This window comes from Pseudomonas sp. WS 5412 (assembly GCF_012985615.1).
In the GTDB taxonomy this organism is placed as follows: Bacteria; Pseudomonadota; Gammaproteobacteria; order Pseudomonadales; family Pseudomonadaceae; genus Aquipseudomonas; species Aquipseudomonas shahriarae.
Map to the genome: position 1 here is coordinate 1 of NZ_JAARMB010000031.1, position 21,749 is coordinate 21,749.

At 60.5% G+C, this 21,749-nt stretch carries 18 protein-coding genes; 4 read left to right on the plus strand and 14 right to left on the minus strand.

Translation table 11 applies throughout. The annotated features are described in order from the left end of the window. Positions 1-287: 287 nt before the first annotated feature. Positions 288-1,469 (minus strand): CaiB/BaiF CoA-transferase family protein, encoded by a 1,182-nt coding sequence (locus HBR94_RS26585; protein WP_057439677.1) that lies wholly within the window; start codon positions 1,467-1,469, stop codon positions 288-290. Positions 1,470-1,620: 151 nt separating this feature from the next. Next, entirely contained in the window at positions 1,621-2,952 is a 1,332-nt protein-coding gene (locus tag HBR94_RS26590; RefSeq protein WP_057439678.1) for a dicarboxylate/amino acid:cation symporter, read from the minus strand. Positions 2,953-3,286: 334 nt separating this feature from the next. Between HBR94_RS26590 and HBR94_RS26595 the strand changes: the two genes are divergently transcribed. Continuing rightward, positions 3,287-4,285: an AraC family transcriptional regulator gene (locus HBR94_RS26595; RefSeq protein ID WP_057960421.1), complete on the plus strand. Its 999-nt coding sequence runs from the start codon at positions 3,287-3,289 to the stop codon at positions 4,283-4,285. A 118-nt stretch (positions 4,286-4,403) separates the two neighbouring features. On the opposite strand, the gene HBR94_RS26600 is transcribed toward HBR94_RS26595, so the two are convergent. Further along, positions 4,404-5,750 carry an ATP-binding protein gene (locus HBR94_RS26600; protein ID WP_057439679.1) on the minus strand — a complete coding sequence of 449 codons (1,347 nt, stop codon included), beginning with the start codon at positions 5,748-5,750 and terminating at the stop codon, positions 4,404-4,406. After that, positions 5,747-6,424, minus strand: a complete 678-nt coding sequence (locus HBR94_RS26605; RefSeq protein WP_057960423.1) for a response regulator transcription factor — start codon at positions 6,422-6,424, stop codon at positions 5,747-5,749. The genes HBR94_RS26600 and HBR94_RS26605 overlap by 4 nt, the downstream gene beginning before the upstream one ends. 148 nt (positions 6,425-6,572) lie before the next feature. Between HBR94_RS26605 and HBR94_RS26610 the strand changes: the two genes are divergently transcribed. Then, a complete protein-coding gene (locus HBR94_RS26610) occupies positions 6,573-7,289 on the plus strand; it encodes a 4'-phosphopantetheinyl transferase superfamily protein (RefSeq protein WP_057439681.1) in 717 nt (238 codons plus the stop codon). A gap of 18 nt (positions 7,290-7,307) precedes the next feature. Here HBR94_RS26610 and HBR94_RS26615 read toward each other — a convergent pair whose 3' ends face one another. Next, positions 7,308-8,918: an ATP-binding protein gene (locus HBR94_RS26615; RefSeq protein ID WP_057960424.1), complete on the minus strand. Its 1,611-nt coding sequence runs from the start codon at positions 8,916-8,918 to the stop codon at positions 7,308-7,310. Beyond that, a complete protein-coding gene (locus HBR94_RS26620) occupies positions 8,915-9,640 on the minus strand; it encodes a response regulator (protein WP_057439682.1) in 726 nt (241 codons plus the stop codon). The genes HBR94_RS26615 and HBR94_RS26620 overlap by 4 nt, the downstream gene beginning before the upstream one ends. A gap of 787 nt (positions 9,641-10,427) precedes the next feature. On the opposite strand from HBR94_RS26620, the gene HBR94_RS26625 reads away from it, so the two are divergent. Beyond that, positions 10,428-13,319 carry a ribonucleoside-diphosphate reductase subunit alpha gene (locus tag HBR94_RS26625; RefSeq protein WP_115128763.1) on the plus strand — a complete coding sequence of 964 codons (2,892 nt, stop codon included), beginning with the start codon at positions 10,428-10,430 and terminating at the stop codon, positions 13,317-13,319. 101 nt (positions 13,320-13,420) lie between these two features. Here HBR94_RS26625 and HBR94_RS26630 read toward each other — a convergent pair whose 3' ends face one another. From HBR94_RS26630 to HBR94_RS26665, 8 genes are all read right to left on the minus strand, one after another. Then, positions 13,421-14,416: a hypothetical protein gene (locus tag HBR94_RS26630; RefSeq protein ID WP_262383431.1), complete on the minus strand. Its 996-nt coding sequence runs from the start codon at positions 14,414-14,416 to the stop codon at positions 13,421-13,423. Between the two features lie 216 nt (positions 14,417-14,632). Beyond that, positions 14,633-15,952 carry a flagellar hook protein FlgE gene (gene flgE, locus HBR94_RS26635; RefSeq protein WP_115128765.1) on the minus strand — a complete coding sequence of 440 codons (1,320 nt, stop codon included), beginning with the start codon at positions 15,950-15,952 and terminating at the stop codon, positions 14,633-14,635. A 31-nt stretch (positions 15,953-15,983) separates the two neighbouring features. After that, positions 15,984-16,715, minus strand: a complete 732-nt coding sequence (gene flgD / locus HBR94_RS26640; RefSeq protein ID WP_057439684.1) for a flagellar hook assembly protein FlgD — start codon at positions 16,713-16,715, stop codon at positions 15,984-15,986. A 16-nt stretch (positions 16,716-16,731) separates the two neighbouring features. After that, positions 16,732-17,175, minus strand: coding sequence for a flagellar basal body rod protein FlgC (gene flgC / locus HBR94_RS26645; protein ID WP_029294486.1), 444 nt, complete (start codon positions 17,173-17,175; stop codon positions 16,732-16,734). Positions 17,176-17,178: 3 nt separating this feature from the next. Beyond that, the gene (flgB, locus tag HBR94_RS26650) at positions 17,179-17,586 is read right to left on the minus strand and encodes a flagellar basal body rod protein FlgB (RefSeq protein ID WP_057439685.1); all 408 of its coding nucleotides are present in this window, start codon (positions 17,584-17,586) and stop codon (positions 17,179-17,181) included. A gap of 308 nt (positions 17,587-17,894) precedes the next feature. Then, positions 17,895-18,800, minus strand: coding sequence for a hypothetical protein (locus tag HBR94_RS26655; RefSeq protein WP_170045813.1), 906 nt, complete (start codon positions 18,798-18,800; stop codon positions 17,895-17,897). Positions 18,801-19,015: 215 nt separating this feature from the next. Then, positions 19,016-19,843, minus strand: coding sequence for a protein-glutamate O-methyltransferase CheR (cheR, locus tag HBR94_RS26660; RefSeq protein ID WP_057439687.1), 828 nt, complete (start codon positions 19,841-19,843; stop codon positions 19,016-19,018). Positions 19,844-19,886: 43 nt separating this feature from the next. After that, positions 19,887-20,819 (minus strand): chemotaxis protein CheV, encoded by a 933-nt coding sequence (locus HBR94_RS26665; protein ID WP_057439688.1) that lies wholly within the window; start codon positions 20,817-20,819, stop codon positions 19,887-19,889. Between the two features lie 81 nt (positions 20,820-20,900). Between HBR94_RS26665 and flgA the strand changes: the two genes are divergently transcribed. Continuing rightward, entirely contained in the window at positions 20,901-21,665 is a 765-nt protein-coding gene (gene flgA / locus HBR94_RS26670) for a flagellar basal body P-ring formation chaperone FlgA (RefSeq protein ID WP_057439689.1), read from the plus strand. The last annotated feature ends 84 nt before the right edge of the window (positions 21,666-21,749 follow it).

Sequence of the window (21,749 nt, forward strand, 5' to 3'; positions counted from 1 at the left end):
GGGCACCCCGGCATGGATGCCGGGGTAGCCGCGACACGGCCAGGGATGGCCGATCGCGGCGGGCCCACGGAGCAATGCCTGACTGCGGGCATGCCGAGCCTAGGCGAGGCACCGAGTGGTGGGGCAAGAGCGCTTTGCTTACTTTGGCGCTTCTCCAAAGTGAGCCGCCGTAAGGGCGGAACCAATAGCCGCCATGACCGCAGCAACGGATATGTACACAAACCCAATCAGCACTAGATAAAAGAGTTGTCTAGATACCCATGCCCGCGATGGGGCCCGAACAGCCACTACCCCACCACCTTGGCCCCCCGCAGCTCGGCTATCCGCTGAGTACTGAAACCCAACTCCCCCAACACCTGATCACTGTGCGCCCCCACCGCAGCACCGATATGCCTCGGCTCCGGCACCCCTTCGGAAAACTTCAGCGGGCAGGCCATCTGCGCCTGGAACGAGCCATCCCCGCGGGGCACCTGGCTCACCAGCTCGCGGGCCTGCAACTGCGGGTGCTGCAGGGCTTCGCCCAGACTGAGCACCGGCTCGACGCAAGCATCGACCCCGGCAAACAACGCACACAGCTCCTCGAAGCTGTGCCGCTCAAACTCCACTTGCAGCGCCTGCTTGAGGGCCTTTTGCTGTTCGGGCTTGGGCGACAAGCCCTGGGCCGCCAGCTCCGGGCGCCCCAGCGCAGTACACAATTGCTGCATAAACCCCGGCTCCAGGCTACCCACCGACAGCCAGCGCCCGTCCCGCGAGCGGTAGTAATCGTAGAAGCTGCCGCCATTGAGCACCTGGTCTTCGCGCCCAGGCTCCACGCCACACGCCAGGTAAGCCGCGCCGGCCATGGCGTTGAGGCTGAAGGCGCAGTCGGTCATGCTCACATCCAGGTACTGCCCTAGCCCACTGTGCTGACGCGCAATCACCGCCGCGAGCAGGCCGACCACGGCATGCAACGAGCCGCCGCCCACATCCGCCAATTGCACGCCCAGGGGCACTGGGCCGCTGTCCTGGCGCCCGGTGTAGCTGGCGACGCCGGACAAGGCCAGGTAATTGATGTCATGCCCGGCGCGGTCCTTGTAGGGGCCGGTCTGGCCATAGCCGGTGATGGACACATAGATCAGCTTCGGGTTGATCGCCTTCAACGCTTCATACCCCAACCCCAGGCGCTCCATGACCCCTGGGCGGAACTGCTCCAGCACAATGTCGTACTCCGCCACCAGTTGCCGCACGATCTCCAGCGCCTCGGGCTGCTTGAGGTCCAGGGCCAGGCTGCGCTTGTTGCGGTTGAGGTAGGCATGGCTGGCCGACACGCCACGGTCGTGGGGCGGCAACACCCGCAGCAGGTCCATGCGCGTGGGGGATTCGATGCGCAGCACCTCGGCGCCCATGTCTGCCAACAGCAGCGAAGCAAAAGGCCCCGGCAGCAAGGTCGAGAAATCCAGCACTTTGAGGGACGCCAAGGGGCCTGACATGGGAGCTCCGATTCCGATTCGATGGAACACAGAGTAGGCAACCTTGCGCGGCAGCGGCAATCACCGTAAGCATCATCGGCAGTGACCGTTGTGCTCGTGCGCCCATAAAAAAACCCATCCGAAGATGGGTTTTTCAGTGCTGCGTCAGCGTTTACTTAAGCGCTGGTGCCGGGCCTTCGGCCACGCCCAGGTCATCCAGTTCGCGGGTTTCGGAGATACCGGTACCGCCGGAAGCCAGCTCGCTTTGCAGCTTGTCGGTGTCCAGTTCCTTGACCCACTTGGCCACAACGATGGTCGCTACGGCGTTACCGACCAGGTTGGTCAGGGCACGGGCTTCGGACATGAAGCGGTCGATACCGAGGATCAGCGCCAGGCCGGCAACCGGCAAGTGGCCAACCGCCGACAGGGTTGCAGCCAGTACGATGAAACCACTACCGGTCACGCCAGCAGCGCCTTTGGAGGACAGCAGCAGCACCAGCAGCAGGGTGATCTGGTGGGTGATGTCCATGTGGGTGTCAGTCGCCTGGGCGATGAACACGGCAGCCATGGTCAGGTAGATCGAAGTACCGTCGAGGTTGAAGGAGTAGCCAGTCGGGATAACCAGGCCCACCACCGACTTCTTCGCACCCAGGCGTTCCATCTTGATCAGCATGCGTGGCAGTGCGGACTCGGAGGAGGAAGTCCCGAGTACGATCAGCAGCTCTTCACGGATGTAGCGCACCAGTTTCAGGACGCTGAAGCCGTGGGCGCGGCAGATGCCACCCAGGACTACCAGCACGAACAGGATGCAGGTGATGTAGAAGCAGATCATCAACTGGCCCAGTTGCACCAGCGAGCCAACACCGTAGGCACCGATGGTGAACGCCATGGCGCCCAGGGCACCGATCGGCGCGAGCTTCATGATCATGTTGATGATGTTGAACATCACGTGGGCGAAGCGATCAATGAAGTCCAGCACCGGCTTGCCGTAGGCACCCAGGCGATGCAGGGCGAAACCGAAGATCACCGAGAACATCAGCACTTGCAGGATATCGCCGTTGGCGAAGGCGCCGACGATGGTGTTGGGGATCACGTTGAGGATAAAGCCGACGATGCTCTGGTCTTTACCGGCAGTGACGTAGGCCGCGACTTTCGAAGCGTCCAGGGTCGCAACGTCGATGTGCATGCCAGCGCCTGGCTGCACCACGTTGACCACCACCAGGCCGATCAGCAGGGCGATGGTGGAGACGATTTCGAAGTACAGCAGCGCGTAGCCGCCGGTCTTGCCCACCGACTTCATGCTCTGCATGCCGGCGATGCCGCTGACAACGGTACAGAAGATGATCGGGGCGATGACCATTTTGATCAGCTTGATAAAGCCGTCACCCAATGGCTTGAGGGCCACACCGGTCTGCGGGTAGAAGTGACCGAGCAGGATACCGATAACGATGGCAACGATTACCTGGAAATACAGGGTTTTGTAGAACGGCTGACGAGTCGTCATTGCAAAGTTTCCTCAAGAGTCCCGTGGGGCAAATATCCGCCATTGCCCACGACACTTGAATTGCGAACCCTCCTGCACTGGAGGGATTTGTTTTGGCGAGCTGCTGGCTGGCAGATCTGTATTCCTTATCGCAAACGGCGTGCCACTTTCCGCAAAAGCCCTGGAGCCCACAAACCATGGGCCTGTCGGCTGTGCACCGGCAGCATTCTTGGTTGAGTCAGGTGGCGGATATCCGCCCATCACTCCAATCTCGTCCTACAATTTGGCGGATATCCGCCTTGTCCGCCCCAGGCGCGATGGCTACCATCGGCCACTCAATGGACGAGGCCCCTGCATGCGCGAACGCACCATCGCCAGTCATTACGCCCGCGCTGCCCTGGGCGGCGCGCGCCGGGCCGGCTACGATTACTCGAGCCTGTTGCAGCAACTGGGGATTGCCCCGGAACTGCTGGCAGAACCCCGTGCGCGCATCGCGCCAGAGCAATTCACGCAGCTGTTGCAGCGGTTGTGGCAGGCGCTGGATGACGAGTACCTGGGCTTTGCCGATGGACCGAGCAAGCGCGGGACTTTCGCCATGATGTGCCACGCATTGATTCATTGCCGCACCCTGGAGAAGGCGCTGGAGCGCGGATTGTTGTTCTACAGCCTGTTCCCCCAGGGGCCGCGCTGGCGGTTGAGCCGTGAAGGCGACATGGCACGCCTGAGCCTGGATGACTCGCACCTGTGGGATCCGGATCACTTTTTGAGCGAGTCCCTGCTGGTGATCTGGCATCGCCTCGGCAGTTGGCTGATTGGCCAGCGTATCCGCCTCGAGCAAGCGACCTTCAGCTACCCGATGCCGGCCCATGCCAGCGAATACGACCTGCTGTTCCCTTGCCCGCTGGTGTTCAGCGCGGCCAGCAGCAGCCTGGTGTTCCCCAGTCGCTACCTGAACCTGCCGCTGTTGCAGGATGAGCGCACCCTCAAGCACTTCCTCGAACGCTCCCCCGCCGACCTGCTGTCCCGGCCAGACGAAGGCGACAGCCTGAGCAGCCAGCTACGTCGCCTGCTAAGCCGCGACCGCACACCCTGGCCAGACCTGGAAGCCGTGGCGCAGCACCTGCACATCAGCCCGCAGACCCTGCGCCGGCATTTACGGGAGGAAGGCACCAGTTTCCAGGCACTCAAGGATGAATTGCGCCGCGATATTGCGATTTTTCATCTGGGGCGGGCGGATTTGTCGTTGCAGGAAATTGCCGAGCAACTGGGGTTTTCCGAGCCGTCGGCGTTTCATCGGGCGTTCAAGAAGTGGACGGGGGTGACGCCGGGGGCTTATCGGGCGCAAGAGAGTTGAAGATGCAGTGTTTGGACGGGCGCCATCGCAGGCAAGCCAGCTCCCACATTTTGATGTGTGAACACAGTTAAATGTGGGAGCTGGCTTGCCTGCGATGGGGCCGGCGAATCAATAAAGGTCACAGTGCCGGAAAATGAATCCTGAACGCCGCGCCCCCTAAAGGAGAGTCCCCCAGGGTCAACCGCGCGCCATAGCTTTCAATAATGTCCTTGACCACCGCCAACCCAATCCCCTGCCCTGGATGCTGGCGATCCAGGCGTTCGCCGCGCTGCAGGATCCGCGCGCGCTGGTCGGGTGGCACGCCGGGGCCATCGTCTTCGATGCACAAGCGCACGCCATCGGCACTTTCATCCAGGGTCACGCGCACCTCGCTCAGGCACAGGCGGTAGGCGTTTTCCAGCAGGTTGCCGAGCAATTCCAGCAAAGCGCCCTGCTCGATGGGCACATCGCATTGCTCCGGCAACGCAAAAGACACCCGCACCCGCTTGTCGCGGTAGACCTTGTCCAGGGTGTCGCACAGGCTCTGCAGCACCGGGCGCAGGCGCACCTGGTGACGCACCAGGCCGCTTTTGCGCAGGCTGGCACGCTGTAACTGGTAGCTGATCTGTTGGCTCATGCGCTCGATCTGCGACTGCAGCACCCGCGCCTGCTCAAGGTCCTGGGGGCGCTGGGCCATGTCTTCACTCACGCCCTGCAATACCGCCAGCGGGGTTTTCAGGCTGTGGGCCAGGTCATCCAGGGAGTCGCGGTAACGGGTGCGCTGCTCGCGCTCGCTGTGCAGCAGGCGGTTGAGGGAACCGGTCAGGCGCAGCAGCTCCCGTGGGTGTTGCTCGCTGAGGCTTTCGCGGGTGCCGCCTTCGATTTCATCCAACTCCTGGCTGAGCCGGCGCAAGGCTTGCAAGCCCCAGGTCAGGCCGATCCACAACAGGCTCAACAACACCAGCAAGGCGGCGCCGAAGCCCAGGTAGAGGTTTTCCCGCAACCCTTCAAGGGTCACCTGGTATTCGCGCACCGGTTGCAGGGCGACGATACTGAACGCCGCGCTCTTGCCCCCCAGCAGCTTGACCTCGACGTCATACACGAAGAATTCCTGGCCGTTGGCCTCGCGAATCTTCGCAAACTCGTTACCGCGCCCGTCGTAACGCGGGCGGTAGTTGATGTTTTCTTCCCTGGTGGCCCGCGAACGCCAGACCAGATGACCTTCGCGGTCATAGATGTAGCCCAGCAGGCGGCTGTCGGTCAGGTTGAAGCGCTCATCGGGCAACTGTGCCGGCATCAGCAAGCGGTTGTTATCGACCCGCGCGGCAGAAATCAGCGTGGTCACATCCGACGCCAGCCGCTGCTCGATGGAATCCTGCAACGCCAGGCTGAACGCGCCCTGCATCGCCGGCAACAGCCCCAGCATGAACAACACGGCCAGGGTGGTGGCCGCCAGCATCAGGCGCACACGGAGCGAACGGATCAACGGCAGCGCTCGTTAAACAGGTAGCCCAGGCCGCGCACGGTGTCGATGGGCTTGAACCCGGCCGGGGCCTCGAGCTTGCGACGCAGGCGGCCGACCAGCACTTCGATCACATTCGGATCGCGCTCGTCGTCATCGGGATAGAGCTGTTCCATCAACCGATCCTTGGCCACCACTTGTTGGTGGTGGCGCATCAGGTATTCGAGGATCCGGTACTCATAGGCCGTCAGCGCCAGGGGCTGCTCGTCGAGGGACGCCTGCTTGCGGTTGAGGTCCAGCAGCAACGGGCCGGCGACGATGGTCGATTGGGTAAAACCGCTGGAGCGGCGCAGCAGTGCGTTCATCCGCGCTTCCAGCTCTTCGAACTGGAACGGCTTGACCACATAGTCGTCGGCCCCGGCGGCCAGGCCTTCGACCTTGTCCTGCCAGTTGCCGCGTGCCGTGAGAATCAGGATCGGGAAGGTCTTGGCCTGGGCCCGCAGTTGACGGATCAGGTCCAGGCCGCCCATGCCTGGCAGGCCCAGGTCGATGATCGCCAGGTCATGATTGAATTGCCCGGTCTGGTACAGCGCTTCTTCGGCGTTAGCCACGGCTTCGACCACGTGGCCGCTGTCGCCAAGACGGGTCAACAGGTGATGGCGCAACAACGCCTCATCTTCGACAACCAGCAATTTCATAACACTCTCCAAGGCCAATCCACTGTCCTGCAGGGAAACATGATAGCGGCCCTGAAGGTATGCTTGCGCAGTTTACGGCCGTTGAACTGAACACAGTCTGAACCGGCGGGCTACCCAGGTGTGTGCCGCCCCGTGCAGAATAGCCGGCATGAACCCGATACCCGCCTGCTGCACCCCACTTGATGACCATTGGCCGCTGCCCGACACGTTGCCCGGCACGGTGTTCCTGAGCACCCGCTTCGAGCCTAAACTGCTTGAGGCCGGCGACTTCCAGCGCTGCGCCGTGCCGCCACCGGCCAGTATCCAGCGCTCGGTGGCCAAGCGCCAGGCCGAGTTTCTCGCCGGCAGACTGTGTGCCCGCGCCGCCTTGCAACAGCTCGAAGGCCTGGACTGCATCCCCGCCATCGGCGAGGACCGCGCCCCGGTATGGCCCGGCCATATCAGCGGCTCGATCACCCACAGCACCGGGCATGCCGCGGCCATCGTCGGGCATAAGTCGCAATGGCGCGGGCTGGGCATGGACCTGGAAAACCTGCTGTCCCTTGAACGGGCCGAGCGCCTGGCCGGGGAAATCCTCACCCCGGATGAACTGCAACGCATGGCCGCCGGGCCACGAGAGCAGATTGCGCAATGGGTGACGCTGACGTTTTCGGCCAAGGAGAGCCTGTTCAAGGCGCTCTACCCGATCGTACAGAAGCGCTTCTATTTTGAGCATGCCGAGGTGCTGGAGTGGTCTGAGGCGGGCTCGCTGCGCCTGCGGTTGCTGACGGACCTGTCCAGTGAGTGGTGTTATGGCAAGGAGCTGGAGGCGCAGTTTGTGGTGCATGAGGGGCAGTTGTTGAGTTTGGTGGCTATCGGCGCCTGATAGATAGCTACCGCAGGCTCAAGTTTTGTCCTGGTCCCGAGGCCAACTCAGGCTGAAGCAGGCGCCCCCCAGGTTGTTGCTCTTGCTGATCAACGCCCGCCCGCCGTGCCAGTAGATAATCCGCCGCACAATCGACAAGCCCAGGCCATGCCCGCCCGAGGCGCGGGTGCGGCTGTCATCCAGGCGCAGGAATGGGGTAAAGATCCGTTCCCAGGCACTTTCCGGAACTCCCGGGCCATCGTCTTCGACGTCGATACGGCATCGCACCTGGCCCACCTGGTAGCTGATCAGTACCCGCGACTGGGCATGGCGCATGGCATTGCTCACCAGGTTTTGCAGGGCGCGGTGCAGGTAGCGCGGCTCGGCATCGACCCAGGCAGCGTCCAGATGGGCCGATGACAGGCACACCCCCCGCGCCACTTCGATCCCCGGCCGCAGCGGCGCCAGTTCCTCGATCACCTGATCGAGCAAGGCACTCAGGTCGACCCGCTGGAAACTCAGGGCCGGCGAGCCCTGCTCCAGGCGCGCATAGGTCAGCATCTCATCCACCAGGCCGTCGAGGTCCTGGATATCGCTGTCCATGCCTTCCATATATTTACGTCGGGCTTCGGGCGTAGCAGCATCGCCGATCATCTCCAGGCCAAAACGCAGGCGCGCCACCGGCGTACGCAGCTCATGGGACACCGCGCGCACCAGCTCACGCTGGATCGCCAGCAGGCGCTGCAAGTGCTCGGCCATGCCATTGAAGGCCGCCGCCAGACGCCCTACCGAGTCGGCCCCGCGCGCCGGCACCCGGGCTTCCAGGTTGCCTTTGGCGATGCGCGTGGCGGCCGCTTCCAAGCCACGCAGGCGGCGCTCCAGTTGGCGCACCAGCAAGTACACGATCAGGCCGATCAGGGTCAGGCCGATCAGGGCAATCAGCACCAGCCATTGCGCCGGGTAAGGGTTCATCTGGTACAGCGGGCCGATTTCCAGGACCCATGGCGTGCCGACCATGCCGGCAAACACGCGGATCGAGTCGCCACCCTTGCCCAGGGCCATCACCGTGTCGCCTTCGGCCACGCGACGCCGCTGGTCCTCGTCCATGTCGGCTTCGTCCAGCTTCAGCAGGTGCATTTCAAAGCCGAAGCCCTTGGCCTCTTTCAAGTCAGCCAAGCGTTGCGGCTGCTCGGCCACCGGAAACCGCACCAGTTCGTCGGCCAGCAAATAAATGGTGGCCCGGGCCAATTGCTCGCTGATCTGCTGCACTTCGCCGCTGAGCAGCAGTTCCTCTTTCTCACTGACCAGGCGCAAGACCCGCGCCGCATGGGGTCCGGTCTGCTCCACCAGGACCTGGCCGCGTTGCAGGCGATTGCGCTGGCTCAGGTCCAGGCGGGCATCCGCCACGGCTTGCAATTGCAAGGGAATCCCCAGTAACCGCTCCCACACCGCCAGGGCGCGCTGGCGCTCGATACTGCTCATCGGTTGCAGGTTGTCGCCCATTAGGGCAAAGGTGCCGTGGGCCAGGCGTTCGCGATACTGGCCGCTGCGCACCTCATTGAGCAGGTGCAGGGCCAGGACGCCGAGCAGCGCCACCAGGATCAGCGCCGCGCACATGCCGCCGTAGATGCGCAGGAAGATCGAGTTCACGACAGCATATCGGCAGCAGCTTCGGGGACGAACAGGTAGCCTTTGCTGCGAATGGTCTTGATCAGGCGCGGGTGGATGGGGTCGTCGCCGATTTTCGGGCGGATCCGCGAAATACGCACGTCAATGGAGCGGTCCTGGCCGTCGTAGCCGATGCCGCGCAGGGCGGTGAAGATTTCTTCGCGGGACAGGATACGTCCGGCATTGGCCACCAATAACCACAGCAGGTCGAATTCGGCGCTGGTCAGCTCGATGCCGCCGTCGTGCAGCCAGGCTTCGCGCAGGGCGTTGTCCACCACCAGCGGGCCGAACTGCAGGCGCCGCTGCTTTTCCGGGACGGCGGGCTCGGAGCTTTCGCTGCGCCGCAGCAAGGCCTGGATCCGCGCCAGCAGCAGGCGCGGGCGCACCGGCTTGCACACATAGTCGTCGGCGCCCATGTCCAGGCCCAGGACCTGATCCATGTCGTCGGTACGCGCGGTAAGCATCAGGATCACCCCGTCGTAGCGCTCGCGCACCTTGCGGCAGATGCTCAGACCGTCTTCGCCGGGCAGCATCAGGTCGAGGATCACCAGGTCCGGCTGCTCGGCAATGATCCGCGCCACCGCCTGGGCCCCGTCGCCCTCTATCGAGACCCGCAGGCCGTGGCTTTCCAGGTAGTCACGGGTCAACTCAGCCAGACGCTGGTCGTCCTCGACAATCAATACCTGCCAGGCTTCTTGCTCCACGGGTGGTCCTCGTTTTTATAAGCGATCTGTCAGGACTGCGCAGGTTCAAATGTGACAGCGGGCAAGCCAGCCCCCCTATTTTGATCTTCGCCAGTCGTACCTAATTTGTCATGCACAAAGGGCATAATCGTGTAGGAATGAAGGCCGATTGTAGCCATGGCCCCGCCCTCAAACACAAGCCAGGAAATGCATTCGGTGATCGCCTTTTTTTGTGATAGGGTTCGCGCCCGCAAAAATCCAAGCGGGTGTTTTCGGCTTGGCATATTCGGTGACAAACGGCGCGATGCAGCAGTACTGCGGCCTACACGGCGGTTCCACCTTTCATACACATTTTACCCACAGCGTTATCCACAGGTAGTGCGTTGCTAAGCCTTCCAAAACGCATTATCTTGTACCTCGTCGCTAAAAAAACCCTACATGTAGGGTTTCAAGCGAAAAGACCAAACACAAATCAGACAAGAAACTCAAGCCCTTTCTTGCTCCTGTTTGGTGGAACTTAAACCTTTTTCGAAAGCCCAAACCGCGCACGCGGATGGCTGCTGTTTTCCAACCCCGAATGGGAGAAAGCGGTACGGGTGTTGCAATACAAGCAACACCCACTCAGGAATACGGCAAAGAGCTTAAGGCTCGGAACCGAAGACTTCGGCATGGAAGCGGCGCGAACAGCTCCCTTCCTCCTGTCCCGAGGTTGTTATGCCAGGCCAAGGCCTGTTGTAAGTGCTTCAGGACGGAACGGTGGGCACCGTGATGGTGCCCAAATAAATATAGAATGTGGAGACACCCCCCCATGCAAACCGACACAACTCGCGAGAACCCGCAAGGCTCCGTGCCGCAGGCCGCTGATTCGAATATGGATCTGTCCGCCACCGCGCCCGGCCAATTGCGCGTGATCAAGCGTAACGGCACTGTCGTTCCTTATACCGATGACAAAATCACCGTCGCCATCACCAAAGCGTTTCTTGCAGTTGAAGGCGGCACCGCTGCCGCTTCGTCGCGTATCCACGACACCGTTGCCCGCCTGACCGAACAAGTCACCGCGACCTTCAAGCGTCGCATGCCTTCGGGCGGCACCATCCACATCGAAGAAATCCAGGACCAGGTCGAACTGGCCCTGATGCGTGCCGGCGAGCAGAAAGTGGCCCGCGACTACGTGATCTACCGTGATTCGCGCGCCAAGGAGCGTGCCGTACACGCGCCGTCCGCTGAAGCCGTGCAAGCTCACCCGTCGATCCGCATCACCCTGGCTGATGGTTCGTTCGCGCCGCTGGACCTGGGCCGTCTGAACACCATCATCACCGAAGCCTGCGAAGGCCTGGAAGAAGTCGACGGCGACCTGATCCAGCGTGAAACCCTGAAGAACCTGTACGACGGCGTGGCCCTGACCGACGTCAACACCGCCCTGGTGATGACCGCCCGTACCCTGGTCGAGCGTGAGCCGAACTACTCGTTCGTCACCGCCCGCCTGCTGATGGACACCCTGCGTGCCGAAGGCCTGGGCTTCCTGAAAGTCGCCGAGAGCGCGACCCACCACGAAATGGCCGACCTGTACGCCAAGGCCCTGCCTGCCTACATCGCCAAGGGTATCGAGTTCGAATTGCTCAACCCGATCCTGGCCACCTTCGACCTGGAAAAACTCGGCAAGGCGATCAACCACGAGCGTGACCAGCAGTTCACCTACCTGGGCCTGCAAACCCTGTACGACCGTTACTTCATCCACAAGGACGGGATCCGCTTCGAACTGCCGCAAGTGTTCTTCATGCGCGTGGCCATGGGCCTGGCGATCGAAGAGAAGAACAAAGAAGACCGTGCCATCGAGTTCTACAACCTGTTGTCGTCCTTCGACTACATGTCGTCGACCCCGACCCTGTTCAACGCCGGTACCCTGCGTCCACAGCTGTCGAGCTGCTACCTGACCACCGTGCCGGATGACCTGTCGGGCATCTACCACGCGATCCACGACAACGCCATGCTGTCCAAATTCGCTGGCGGCCTGGGCAACGACTGGACGCCGGTGCGTGCACTGGGTTCGTACATCAAGGGCACCAACGGCAAGTCCCAGGGCGTCGTGCCGTTCCTCAAGGTAGTGAACGACACCGCCGTCGCAGTGAACCAGGGCGGCAAGCGCAAAGGCGCGGTATGTGCCTACCTGGAAACCTGGCACATGGACATTGAAGAGTTCATCGAGCTGCGCAAGAACACCGGTGATGATCGTCGTCGTACCCACGACATGAACACCGCCAACTGGATCCCTGACCTGTTCATGAAGCGCGTCTTCGATGACGGCCCGTGGACCCTGTTCTCGCCATCCGAAGTGCCGGACCTGCACGACCTGACCGGCAAGGCCTTCGAAGAGCGTTACGAGTACTACGAAGCCCTGTCCCAGTACCCAGGCAAGATCAAGCTGTTCAAGACCATCCAGGCCAAAGACCTGTGGCGCAAGATGCTGTCGATGCTGTTCGAAACCGGCCACCCATGGTTGACCTTCAAAGACCCGTGCAACCTGCGCAGCCCGCAGCAGCACGTGGGCGTGGTCCACAGCTCGAACCTGTGCACCGAGATCACCTTGAACACCAACAAGGACGAGATCGCCGTCTGCAACCTGGGCTCGATCAACCTGCCGAACCACATCGTCAACGGCAAGCTGGACACCGCCAAGCTGGAACGCACCGTCAACACCGCCGTACGCATGCTCGATAACGTGATCGACATCAACTACTACTCGGTGCCACAGGCGCAGAACTCCAACTTCAAGCACCGTCCGGTCGGCCTGGGGATCATGGGCTTCCAGGACGCGCTGTACCTGCAGCACATTCCTTACGGTTCGGATGCTGCGGTCGAGTTCGCCGACAAGTCCATGGAAGCGGTCAGCTACTACGCGATCCAGGCTTCCTGCGACCTGGCCGACGAGCGCGGCGCCTACGAGACGTTCCAGGGTTCGCTGTGGTCCAAGGGCATCCTGCCGCTGGACTCGCAACAGATCCTGATCGAGCAGCGTGGCCAGAAGTACATCGACGTTGACCTGAACGAATCCCTGGACTGGGCACCGGTACGTGCCCGTGTGCAGAAAGGCATTCGTAACTCCAACATCATGGCCATCGCACCGACCGCGACCATCGCCAACATCACCGGCGTATCGCAGTCGATCGAACCGACCTACCAGAACCTGTATGTGAAATCGAACCTGTCGGGCGAATTCACCGTGATCAACCCGTACCTCGTCCGCGACCTGAAAGCCCGCGGCCTGTGGGACTCGGTAATGATCAACGACCTGAAGTACTACGACGGTTCCGTGCAGCAGATCGAGCGCATCCCGCAAGAACTCAAAGAGCTCTACGCGACCGCCTTCGAAGTGGACACCAAGTGGATCGTTGACGCCGCCAGCCGTCGTCAGAAGTGGATCGACCAGGCCCAGTCCCTGAACCTGTACATCGCCGGCGCTTCGGGCAAGAAACTCGACGTGACCTACCGCATGGCTTGGTACCGTGGCCTGAAAACCACGTACTACCTCCGTGCCCTGGCCGCGACCAGCACCGAGAAGTCGACCATCAACACCGGCAAGCTGAACGCTGTATCCAGCGGCAACCACGGTGACGATTCGGTACTCGCAGCTCCAGCCGGCCCGGCACCAGTGCCAAAGGCCTGCGCGATTGACGAGCCGGATTGCGAAGCTTGCCAGTAAGCTGAGCCTGCCCTGGGTTTAAATCCCTAGGCTGAAAAGCCCTCGATATGCCCAGTGGTGTATCGGGGGCTTTTTTTGCCTGGCAAAAAACCCGGCCCAGGCTAGATCAACACAGTCGCCAGGCCCGACTGAGGTACACCGCCTCGCCGCCCCCACAACTCGATGCGGCCATCAATCACGGCCATTGAGTGGCCGTTGTATTCCACGGTTCCCACCTTGCTGTTTCTCAAGTCGGCATCGGTCGCCGGCCGGTAAAGCCCCTTCAGGCCCAAACGATCCAGCCCCTCGCGGGAGTATTCACCATCGTTGAGGCTGTCCATCGCAGCCGTGAAACTGCGTCCGGCCGTGCCGTCGTTGTTTTCCATCTGTGCGCGCTTGGCACTTGCGGCATACAGGAAGTTGGCATCGGTCAACATCTGAGGGTCGTCACCCTTGAAACGAGCGTGTGTGGCCGCCTGCTTCAATTCGTCCTTGGTAAAAGACACCTTGACCCCATCGCGCATGGTCACTTCATAGCCGTTGGCCGTCTCCTTCACCTCCTTGAAGATGTCCGTAGGTTTCTGGCCGTACCGCATCATGGCGGCCTTTATCGCCGAAACGGTAATGCAGTTGCCATCATCGCCCTGGCTGAAGCCGCTCCAGATATTGCTCGGCTTTTCCCCGGGGTTACTATTGTCCGGTTTGTAGTTGTAATACTTTGAGCCTTCGGTAATCGGCTTATTGCTCATGGACTCGGTGGGGCCAAACCCACCCGGACTCACTCTACCGCCACCGCCGCCGCCACCCCCGCCGCCACCTCTTGGCGATGGCGGGGTCGGCGGTGCTACATCCTCGGGAAACCATTCCTCCAGCAACCGCTTGAGAAACTCAAGAAACTTGTCATCAGCGTCTTTGATCTCACTGTTGAGAATTTCCTTGAATTTCTCGTCACCCAGCTTCTCGCGCAGCGCATTCAACTTGTCGCGTAGATCCTGAACCGTCTGGGTCCTGGCGCCTTGCTCAGCATCGAACATCTGGCGCAGCGACGTCGTGACCGTAGACTCTGCGCTTACGGACTGGGCAGGCGATGGCACGCTTGATGCTGCAGGTACAAACATTGCGCGCCCAGCACCTGGCGCAGACACCCCAGAACTCCACATTCTCAGCCCCCATGATTGATGAGCCCGCAGGGCTCTGGACCAATCAGTGGCAAGGCAGAAGCGACGTGTTCCTTCCTAAGGATTTCACCGCGTTACCTGACGCGTCGCGGGGGATTTTCCAACGCCCACAAAAAAGCCCCTCTTCCGAGGGGCTTCTTGTCGAGCGCTAGCGCATCACGTCATCTGAATGATGGTCTGCATGATGGTGCTCTGGGTGGAGATCGTCTTGGCGTTCGCCTGGTAGTTGCTCTGGGCCTTGATCAGGTCCACCAGCTCATTGGTCAGGTTGACGTTGGAGTTCTCCAGGGAGTTGGCCACGATCGAGCCCAAGGTCCCGGATTCTGGTGCATCGTAGCCAGGCTGGCCCGAGGCAAAGGTTTCTTTCCAGGTGGTGCCACCGGCAGGCTGCAGGCCTTGCTCATTGTTGAAGCTGGCCAGGGAGATCTGGCCGATGGCCTTGCTCTGCTGGTTGCTGAAGGTGGCGAACAGCACACCGCTGCCGTCGATTTTCAGCCCGGTGATTTCGCCGGTGGCATAGCCATCAGTGATCGGCGGGTTACGGTAGCTGGCCGAGTTGTACTGAGTGATATCGGACATGTTGATCGCGATACCGCCCGGGTTGGCAGCAGCCCCGTTGTCAGGGTTCCACACGCCATTATCCATGACGCCCGGCTTCCAGTTGCTGATGGTCAGGGTGGTGTTGGATACGGTGCTTGGCGGAGTGACGATCCCCTTCAGCGTGCCTGATGTATCAAATGTCACCGTGGAGGCTACCGGCGCAACCGCACCTGTACCCTTGACCGGCGTACCGTCAGGATTGCGTCCGTCGATCAGGGTGTAGGACTTCCAGGTATTGGAGCCGGTTTTCACCATGTACTGCACCATCTCATGGGCATTGCCTTGAGTGTCATACAAAGTGGTGCCGTACTGCTCGGTAAACGAGCTCGCTACAGTCGGGTCAAACGGGCTGGTCGTCTGGTCGATCACCGGCTTGGAGGAGTTCAGGTTGCTGCTGGAGTCAACCTTGGTCGACGCTTTGGGCGGCAAGTTGGACAGGTTGATCCGCAGGTCGGTCAGGCCGCTCTTGGAGATTTTTCCATCTTCATCGGCAGCATAGCCCTGCAGGCGCGAGGTGCCGGTGTTGTTGGTGATGTAGCCGTCCTTGTTCGCCTGGAACGAGCCATTACGGGTGTACTCCAGCGAACCGTCGCTGCCCTTCTGCACGAAGAAGCCGCCGCCCCGGATGCCCATGTCCAACACGCCGCCGCTGCCGTTGATTTCACCCTGGGTGAATTGCTGGGAGACCGCCGCCAGGTTCACGCCGGTGCCGATGGTTTTATTGCCGGTGCCCAGGCGGGACGCGGCATAAATGTCGCCGAATTCTGCGCGGGACGACTTGAAACCGGTGGTCGCGACGTTGGCGATGTTGTTGCCGGTCACGTCCAGTTGTTTGTTGGCCGCATAGAGGCCGCTAAGGCCGATATTAAAAGACATGTTTCTCTCCTCTTGCCGTATTTAGCCGGCTCTATGTACCGATAGTCTGAATTTGCGACAGCTTGATGCTGCCCATGCCGCCAGAAAGATTGAGCAGCATTTCGCCGCCGGTCTGGCTCAAGGTCACGCTGGTGACCGTGGCCGGCAGCGAGGTTTTCAGGGCGACCGGATCACCGGCGTCATTCTTGGTGCTGGCGGCGAAGGTGTAGGTGCCAGAATCAAGCTGCTCGCCCGCTTCGTTTTTACCGTCCCAGATAAAGTCCGACTTGCCGGCGCTCTGGGCACCCAGATCGATGGTCTTGACCAGCTTGCCGTCCTTGTCGGTGACCTTGACGGTGACGTTGCCCACCGACGAACCCACGGCGACCGAGCCGGTGAAGCTCTTGCTGGTGTCGACCATGGCCTTGTTGGTTTCGATAATTACCGAGCGCCCGACCAGTGACGAGGCTTGCAGCGCCTGCGACGACTTGTAGTTGCCGGTGATGGTGTTCACCGAGTCGTTCAAGGTGTTGATACCTTCCAGGCTGCTGAACTGCGCCAGTTGGGCCACGAACGCGCCGTTGTCCTGGGGCGACAGCGGGTTCTGGTTCTTCAGTTGGGTGACCAGCAGTTGCAGGAACGCATCCTTGCCCAGGGACTGATTGCCCGAGGCCGCCTTGGCCGTATCGGCCAAATTGCCCTGGGTGGACTTGGCATCCTTGACCTTGGAGTCGAACAGACTCTGGATCGTCGAATTACTCGACACATCGTTAGTGACAGACATGCTTTAGCGCCCCTTATCACTGACCGAGGGTCAGGACCTTCTGCATCATGGCTTTGGCGGTGTTCATCATTTCCGCGTTGGTCTGGAACGAGCGACTGGCGGAAATCATGTCAGCCATTTCCTCGACCACGTTGACGTTGGGGTAATACACGTAACCCTTTTCGTTCGCGGCAGGATGATTGGGCTCGTAGCGCGCGTCGAGGTTGCTCTGGTCTTCGACCACCCCCAGCACCTGGACGCCCTGGCCAGCGGCATCCTGGCTCTGGAACAACGAATCGCTGCCGCCGTTCTGACCGGCCTGGAACATGGTGGCGAACACTGGGTGCCGGGCGCGGTAGGTCTGGTCGATGCTCGACGACACCGTTTCGGCGTTGGCAATGTTACTGGCGACCGTGTTCAGACGCGTGGTCTGGGCGCTCATGCCACTACCGGCAATATTGAAAACACTGGACAGAGACATGGCTTATTCTCCGCGCAGGGCTGACATCAGCCCTTTGAATTTGCTGTTGAGCAGGGTGAAGCTGGCCTGGAAGTTCACCGAGTTCTCGGCGTAGTTCGATTGCTCCAGCTGCGCGTCGACGGTGTTCTGGTCGATCGACGGCTGCATCGGCGTGCGATACATCAGCGACTCATCGCCACTGCTCAAGCCCTGCGCTTCGATATGACGGTTATTGGTCATGTTCAAGGCGAAGGAGCCGTTCTTGGTCTTGTCGCTCTGTGCGGCGAGCACGGCGGCAAAGTCCAGGTCCCGAGCCTTGTAGTTCGGGGTATCGGCGTTGGCGATGTTGTTAGCCAGGACTTCGGCACGCTGGGCGCGGAAGCCCAGGGCCTGTTCGTGGATACCGAGCGCTTTATCGAAGCTGATGCTCATGGCGGAAACCTTTAGGGGCTGACCTGCTTTTCTGTAACAGGGTTATAGCAAGCGCCATGCCAGGTTTTTCAGAGCCCATAAATCAAGGGCTTAGGGAGATATTGCCGGTGGCAATGCCGGAAAAGCGGCAACGCTTGACCGCGAAACGTCAGGAAAGCGGCAATAGGTGTTGCCGTTTTGTGCCGGGGAGATAATCGATGGCGTTGCCGCCAGCGATGGCCGGCCGGGGCCTTTGGTTGACGATGAGCAACCAAAGGTCTTTTCTTGCAAGGTTTCCACTGCCGGCATCACGCGCCTTGAAGGCGCCATCAAGTCAGAAGGATTACGTTTTCCTTAAATACGACGCCGTTTCCGGTCATGGTTCCCCTCTGGACCCTGCCGCCCTTGCTCCCCCAGTGGTCCTCTACTCCTCCAACCACCACCATCGAATGGGCCGTACCGGGCCCCGCGACGTCCTTCTCTATGATGCCCAACCGGCCATTCTGCAGATCGCTTACGGTCCCCTGCCGAATATGATCCTTCATGCCTAGCCGGATAAAGGCGTCCTTGGTGTGCTCACCATTGCCAAGAGAGTCCAGGGCCTTGGAAAAGTCATATTTCGAATTTTCATGGTTGGCTTCCTGTGCTTTCTTGGCACTGGTGGCATAGGCCAGGACTGCGGTCTTTTTCATCACAGGATCATTACCTTTAAAGCCGGCATGACGCTCTGCCGCCTCGATCTCCTGGCGAGTCAAATTCACCTCACTGCCGTCCTTCAACGTGATGTGGTAGCCATTCTTGGTTTCCTTCACATCCTTGAAGAGGTCGGTCTCCTTCTTGCCATAGCGCTCCATCATTGCCTTGATGGCTGAAACCGTGGCGCAGTTACCATTTCGCCCTTGAAAAAACCCTGCAAAAACATCCCCGGTATCTTTCCCGGCCTTGAGTCCGGCACGGACTGAATCGCCCCCTCCAAAAGAAGAGAAATCGTTTGTCGGCATAGAGTCACTGGAGGCAAAAGAGTCGTAGCTAAAAGCCTGTCTCGAAACCCCACTATTGACCGGAGAAAAGCTGATGCTCGGCGCCCCGGACGCCTGAGTGCCAGGCATAGGGCTGGAACCTGCCCACCCCCTTGCCGCCCCTGCGGGGGGATCCTGCACACGCCGCGATTCAATAACCGGATCGAACGCAAAACGTGCACCTCCCGGACGATGCTCTGTCGAAATGTTTCCCATACCCTCCTCCTTCCGGTGAACGTGGCGATAAAGACTTCGCGCCCTCGTCAACACGGTTTACGTTTTGAACGAACGGAACTTGCCCACCCATCCGTGGCGAGCTGAGAAACATAAGTTCCAGAAGGGGGGAACATCCCGCGCAAAAAAAAGGGAGACCCTTGCGGGTCTCCCTTGTTTGCACGGCTTGCCGCGTCCTGAAGAACGGGCTCAAGCCATCACTTGGCCTGGTAGATAATACCGGGGCTGCACTGCACCATCTGGTAATGATCCGGCAAGCCATTGAGCGCCTCGGAAGCACCGAGAAACAGATAGCCACCACGCTTGAGCGTGCCATGGATGCGCAACAGGATGTCCTTCTTCACTTCAGCCGAGAAGTAGATCAAGACGTTGCGGCAAAACACGATGTCGAACTTGCCCAGGCTGGCGTAGCTGTCCAGCAGGTTGAACGAGCGGAACTCCACCCGGCTCTTGATCGGCGCCTTGACCGCCCAGCGCCCGGCCCCCTTGGGGTCGAAATAACGCTGCAGGCGCTCCGGCGACAGACCGCGGCCCAGGGCCAGGCTGTCGTATTCGCCCGTCTTGCAGTTGGTCAGCATGGTGCCCGACAAGTCAGTGGCGACAATTTGCACCCCTGCCTTCAACTGGCCCATGTTGGTCCGCTCGAACTCATCAATGGACATCGACAGCGAATACGGTTCCTGCCCCGACGAACACGCCGCCGACCAGATGCGCAGGCGCTGGCCAGGGCTGGCCTTGATCGCCTCGGGCAATACCTTATTCTTGAGCACCTCAAAGGGATAGGTATCGCGAAACCATAAGGTTTCGTTAGTGGTCATGGCATCGACCACCATCTCCTTGAGCCCGCTGCGCGGTTGGCCCTGGATGCGCTGCACCAGCTCGCCCAGGGACTTGATGCCCTGCTGTTCCATCAATTTGTTGAGACGGCTTGATACCAGGTATTGCTTGTTTTCACCAAGCAATATGCCACAGGCTTTTTCCAGGAATACCCGGAACTGTTCGAAATCCAAATTACCCGTAGACAATGAAACCGCCTCTTAACTCATGTGACCGCCAGGGAGAAAGCCCCTAGCCGTGATCTGCAGATTTGATCCGGTCGACTACCCGGGATGCCAGGTCATCAGGACGGAATTTGGCCAGGAAGTCATCGGCACCGACCTTCTTGACCATCGCCTGATTGAATACACCGGACAATGAAGTATGCAGGATGATATGCAATTTTTGCATGCGTGGGTCGTTGCGTATCTCGGCCGTGAGGGTATAGCCGTCCATTTCCGGCATCTCGATGTCGGAAATCATCATCAGGAATTCTTCTTCCGGCTTCTTGCCTTCGTCCACCAGCTTACGCAGATAATCCAGCGCCTGGCGGCCATCATTGAGCGCCACCACTTCGACACCCACGGTCTGCAGGCAACGGGACACCTGCTTGCGCGCCACCGAGGAGTCATCCACCGTCAACACCCGCAGGGACACGGCCTTTTGCTGGGTCTGCTCATCCACGACCCCCACCGAAATCTGCTCCGACGTCGGTGCCACTTCCGCGAGGATTTTCTCGACGTCGATGATTTCCACCAACTGGTTATCGACCCGCGTCACTGCCGTGAGGTAGTGATCGCGCCCGGTGCCCTTGGGTGGTGGATGGATCTCTTCCCAGTTCATGTTGACGATGCGTTCCACCGAGCGCACCAGGAAACCCTGGGTCTTGGTGTTGTACTCGGTGATGATCACAAACGGGCTCTCACGATCCTGCAAGCCGGAAGAGCCGGTGGCCATCGCCAGGTCAAGAATCGGAATCGTCGCACCCCGGATGTTGGCCACGCCACACACCACCGGGTTGGACTTGGGCATTATGGTGAGCTTGGGACATTGCAGCACCTCCCGCACTTTAAAGACGTTAATGCCATAGAGCTGCTTGCCATCGAGACGAAACAGCAACAACTCCAGGCGATTCTGCCCTACCAGCTGTGTGCGCTGGTTCACTGAATCCATTACACCCGCCATGCCCAGACTCCTACGCTACAAAACTTACGGGTACGACGCGTACCCAACACAAAACGGCACGCGCTTTGCTATTTATTGGCCATGGACATCAAAACGACAGTTTCCCGACGCCTTCGCTCGCCACAGTACCGCAGATTGCTCTGCGCCTGGACGGCGTTGTTTGCCTTGGGCACCGGCCTTGCAGCCCGTGCCGACAACGTCACCTTGCCTGATCTACTTATCGGCGTCACCCAAGGCTTTCTTGAGTTCACTGTAGAAGATTATCTGGCGACCACACAGACACCGGGCCGTTATGAAATCCAGGTCAACCAGTTGGACCCGCGTTTGCGCATGCCCATGTGTGACAAGGAATTGACAGGCTCCCTGGAAAGCCCCGCCCAGCCCATTGGCCGCGTGACCGTGCGCGTGCGCTGCGACGGCAGTTCGCCCTGGACCGTGTTCGTGCCGGCCCAGGTCCGCCTGTTTCGCGACGTGGTGACCGTCACCCGCCCGCTCAAGCGCACCGGCATCATCGGTTTTGAAGACGTGGCCCTGCGCGAACGGGACATCAGCCAGATCAGCCAGGGTTACCTCACCTCCGTGGACCAGGCCGTCGGGCAGAAACTGACCCGACCAATGGTCACCGACCAGGTCATCACCCTGGTTCACCTGGAACAGGCAGAAGTGGTGCGCAAGGGCGACCAAGTGGTGATATCCGCCAGCAGCGGCGGGCTGAACGTGAAAATGCCGGGGGAAGCCCTGGCCAATGGCGGGATGAGCGAGCAGATTCGCGTGAAGAACCTCAACTCCAAGCGCGTGATCAAGGCCCGGGTAACAGCCCCTGGCCAAGTGGAGGTGGCGCTATAGATCACTGGCGTGGGACGCTGGCTTTTCCTACACTGTGCGCATGATCTGGCGGTGTACAGGTTTATTGTCGATCGCGCCTAAAGT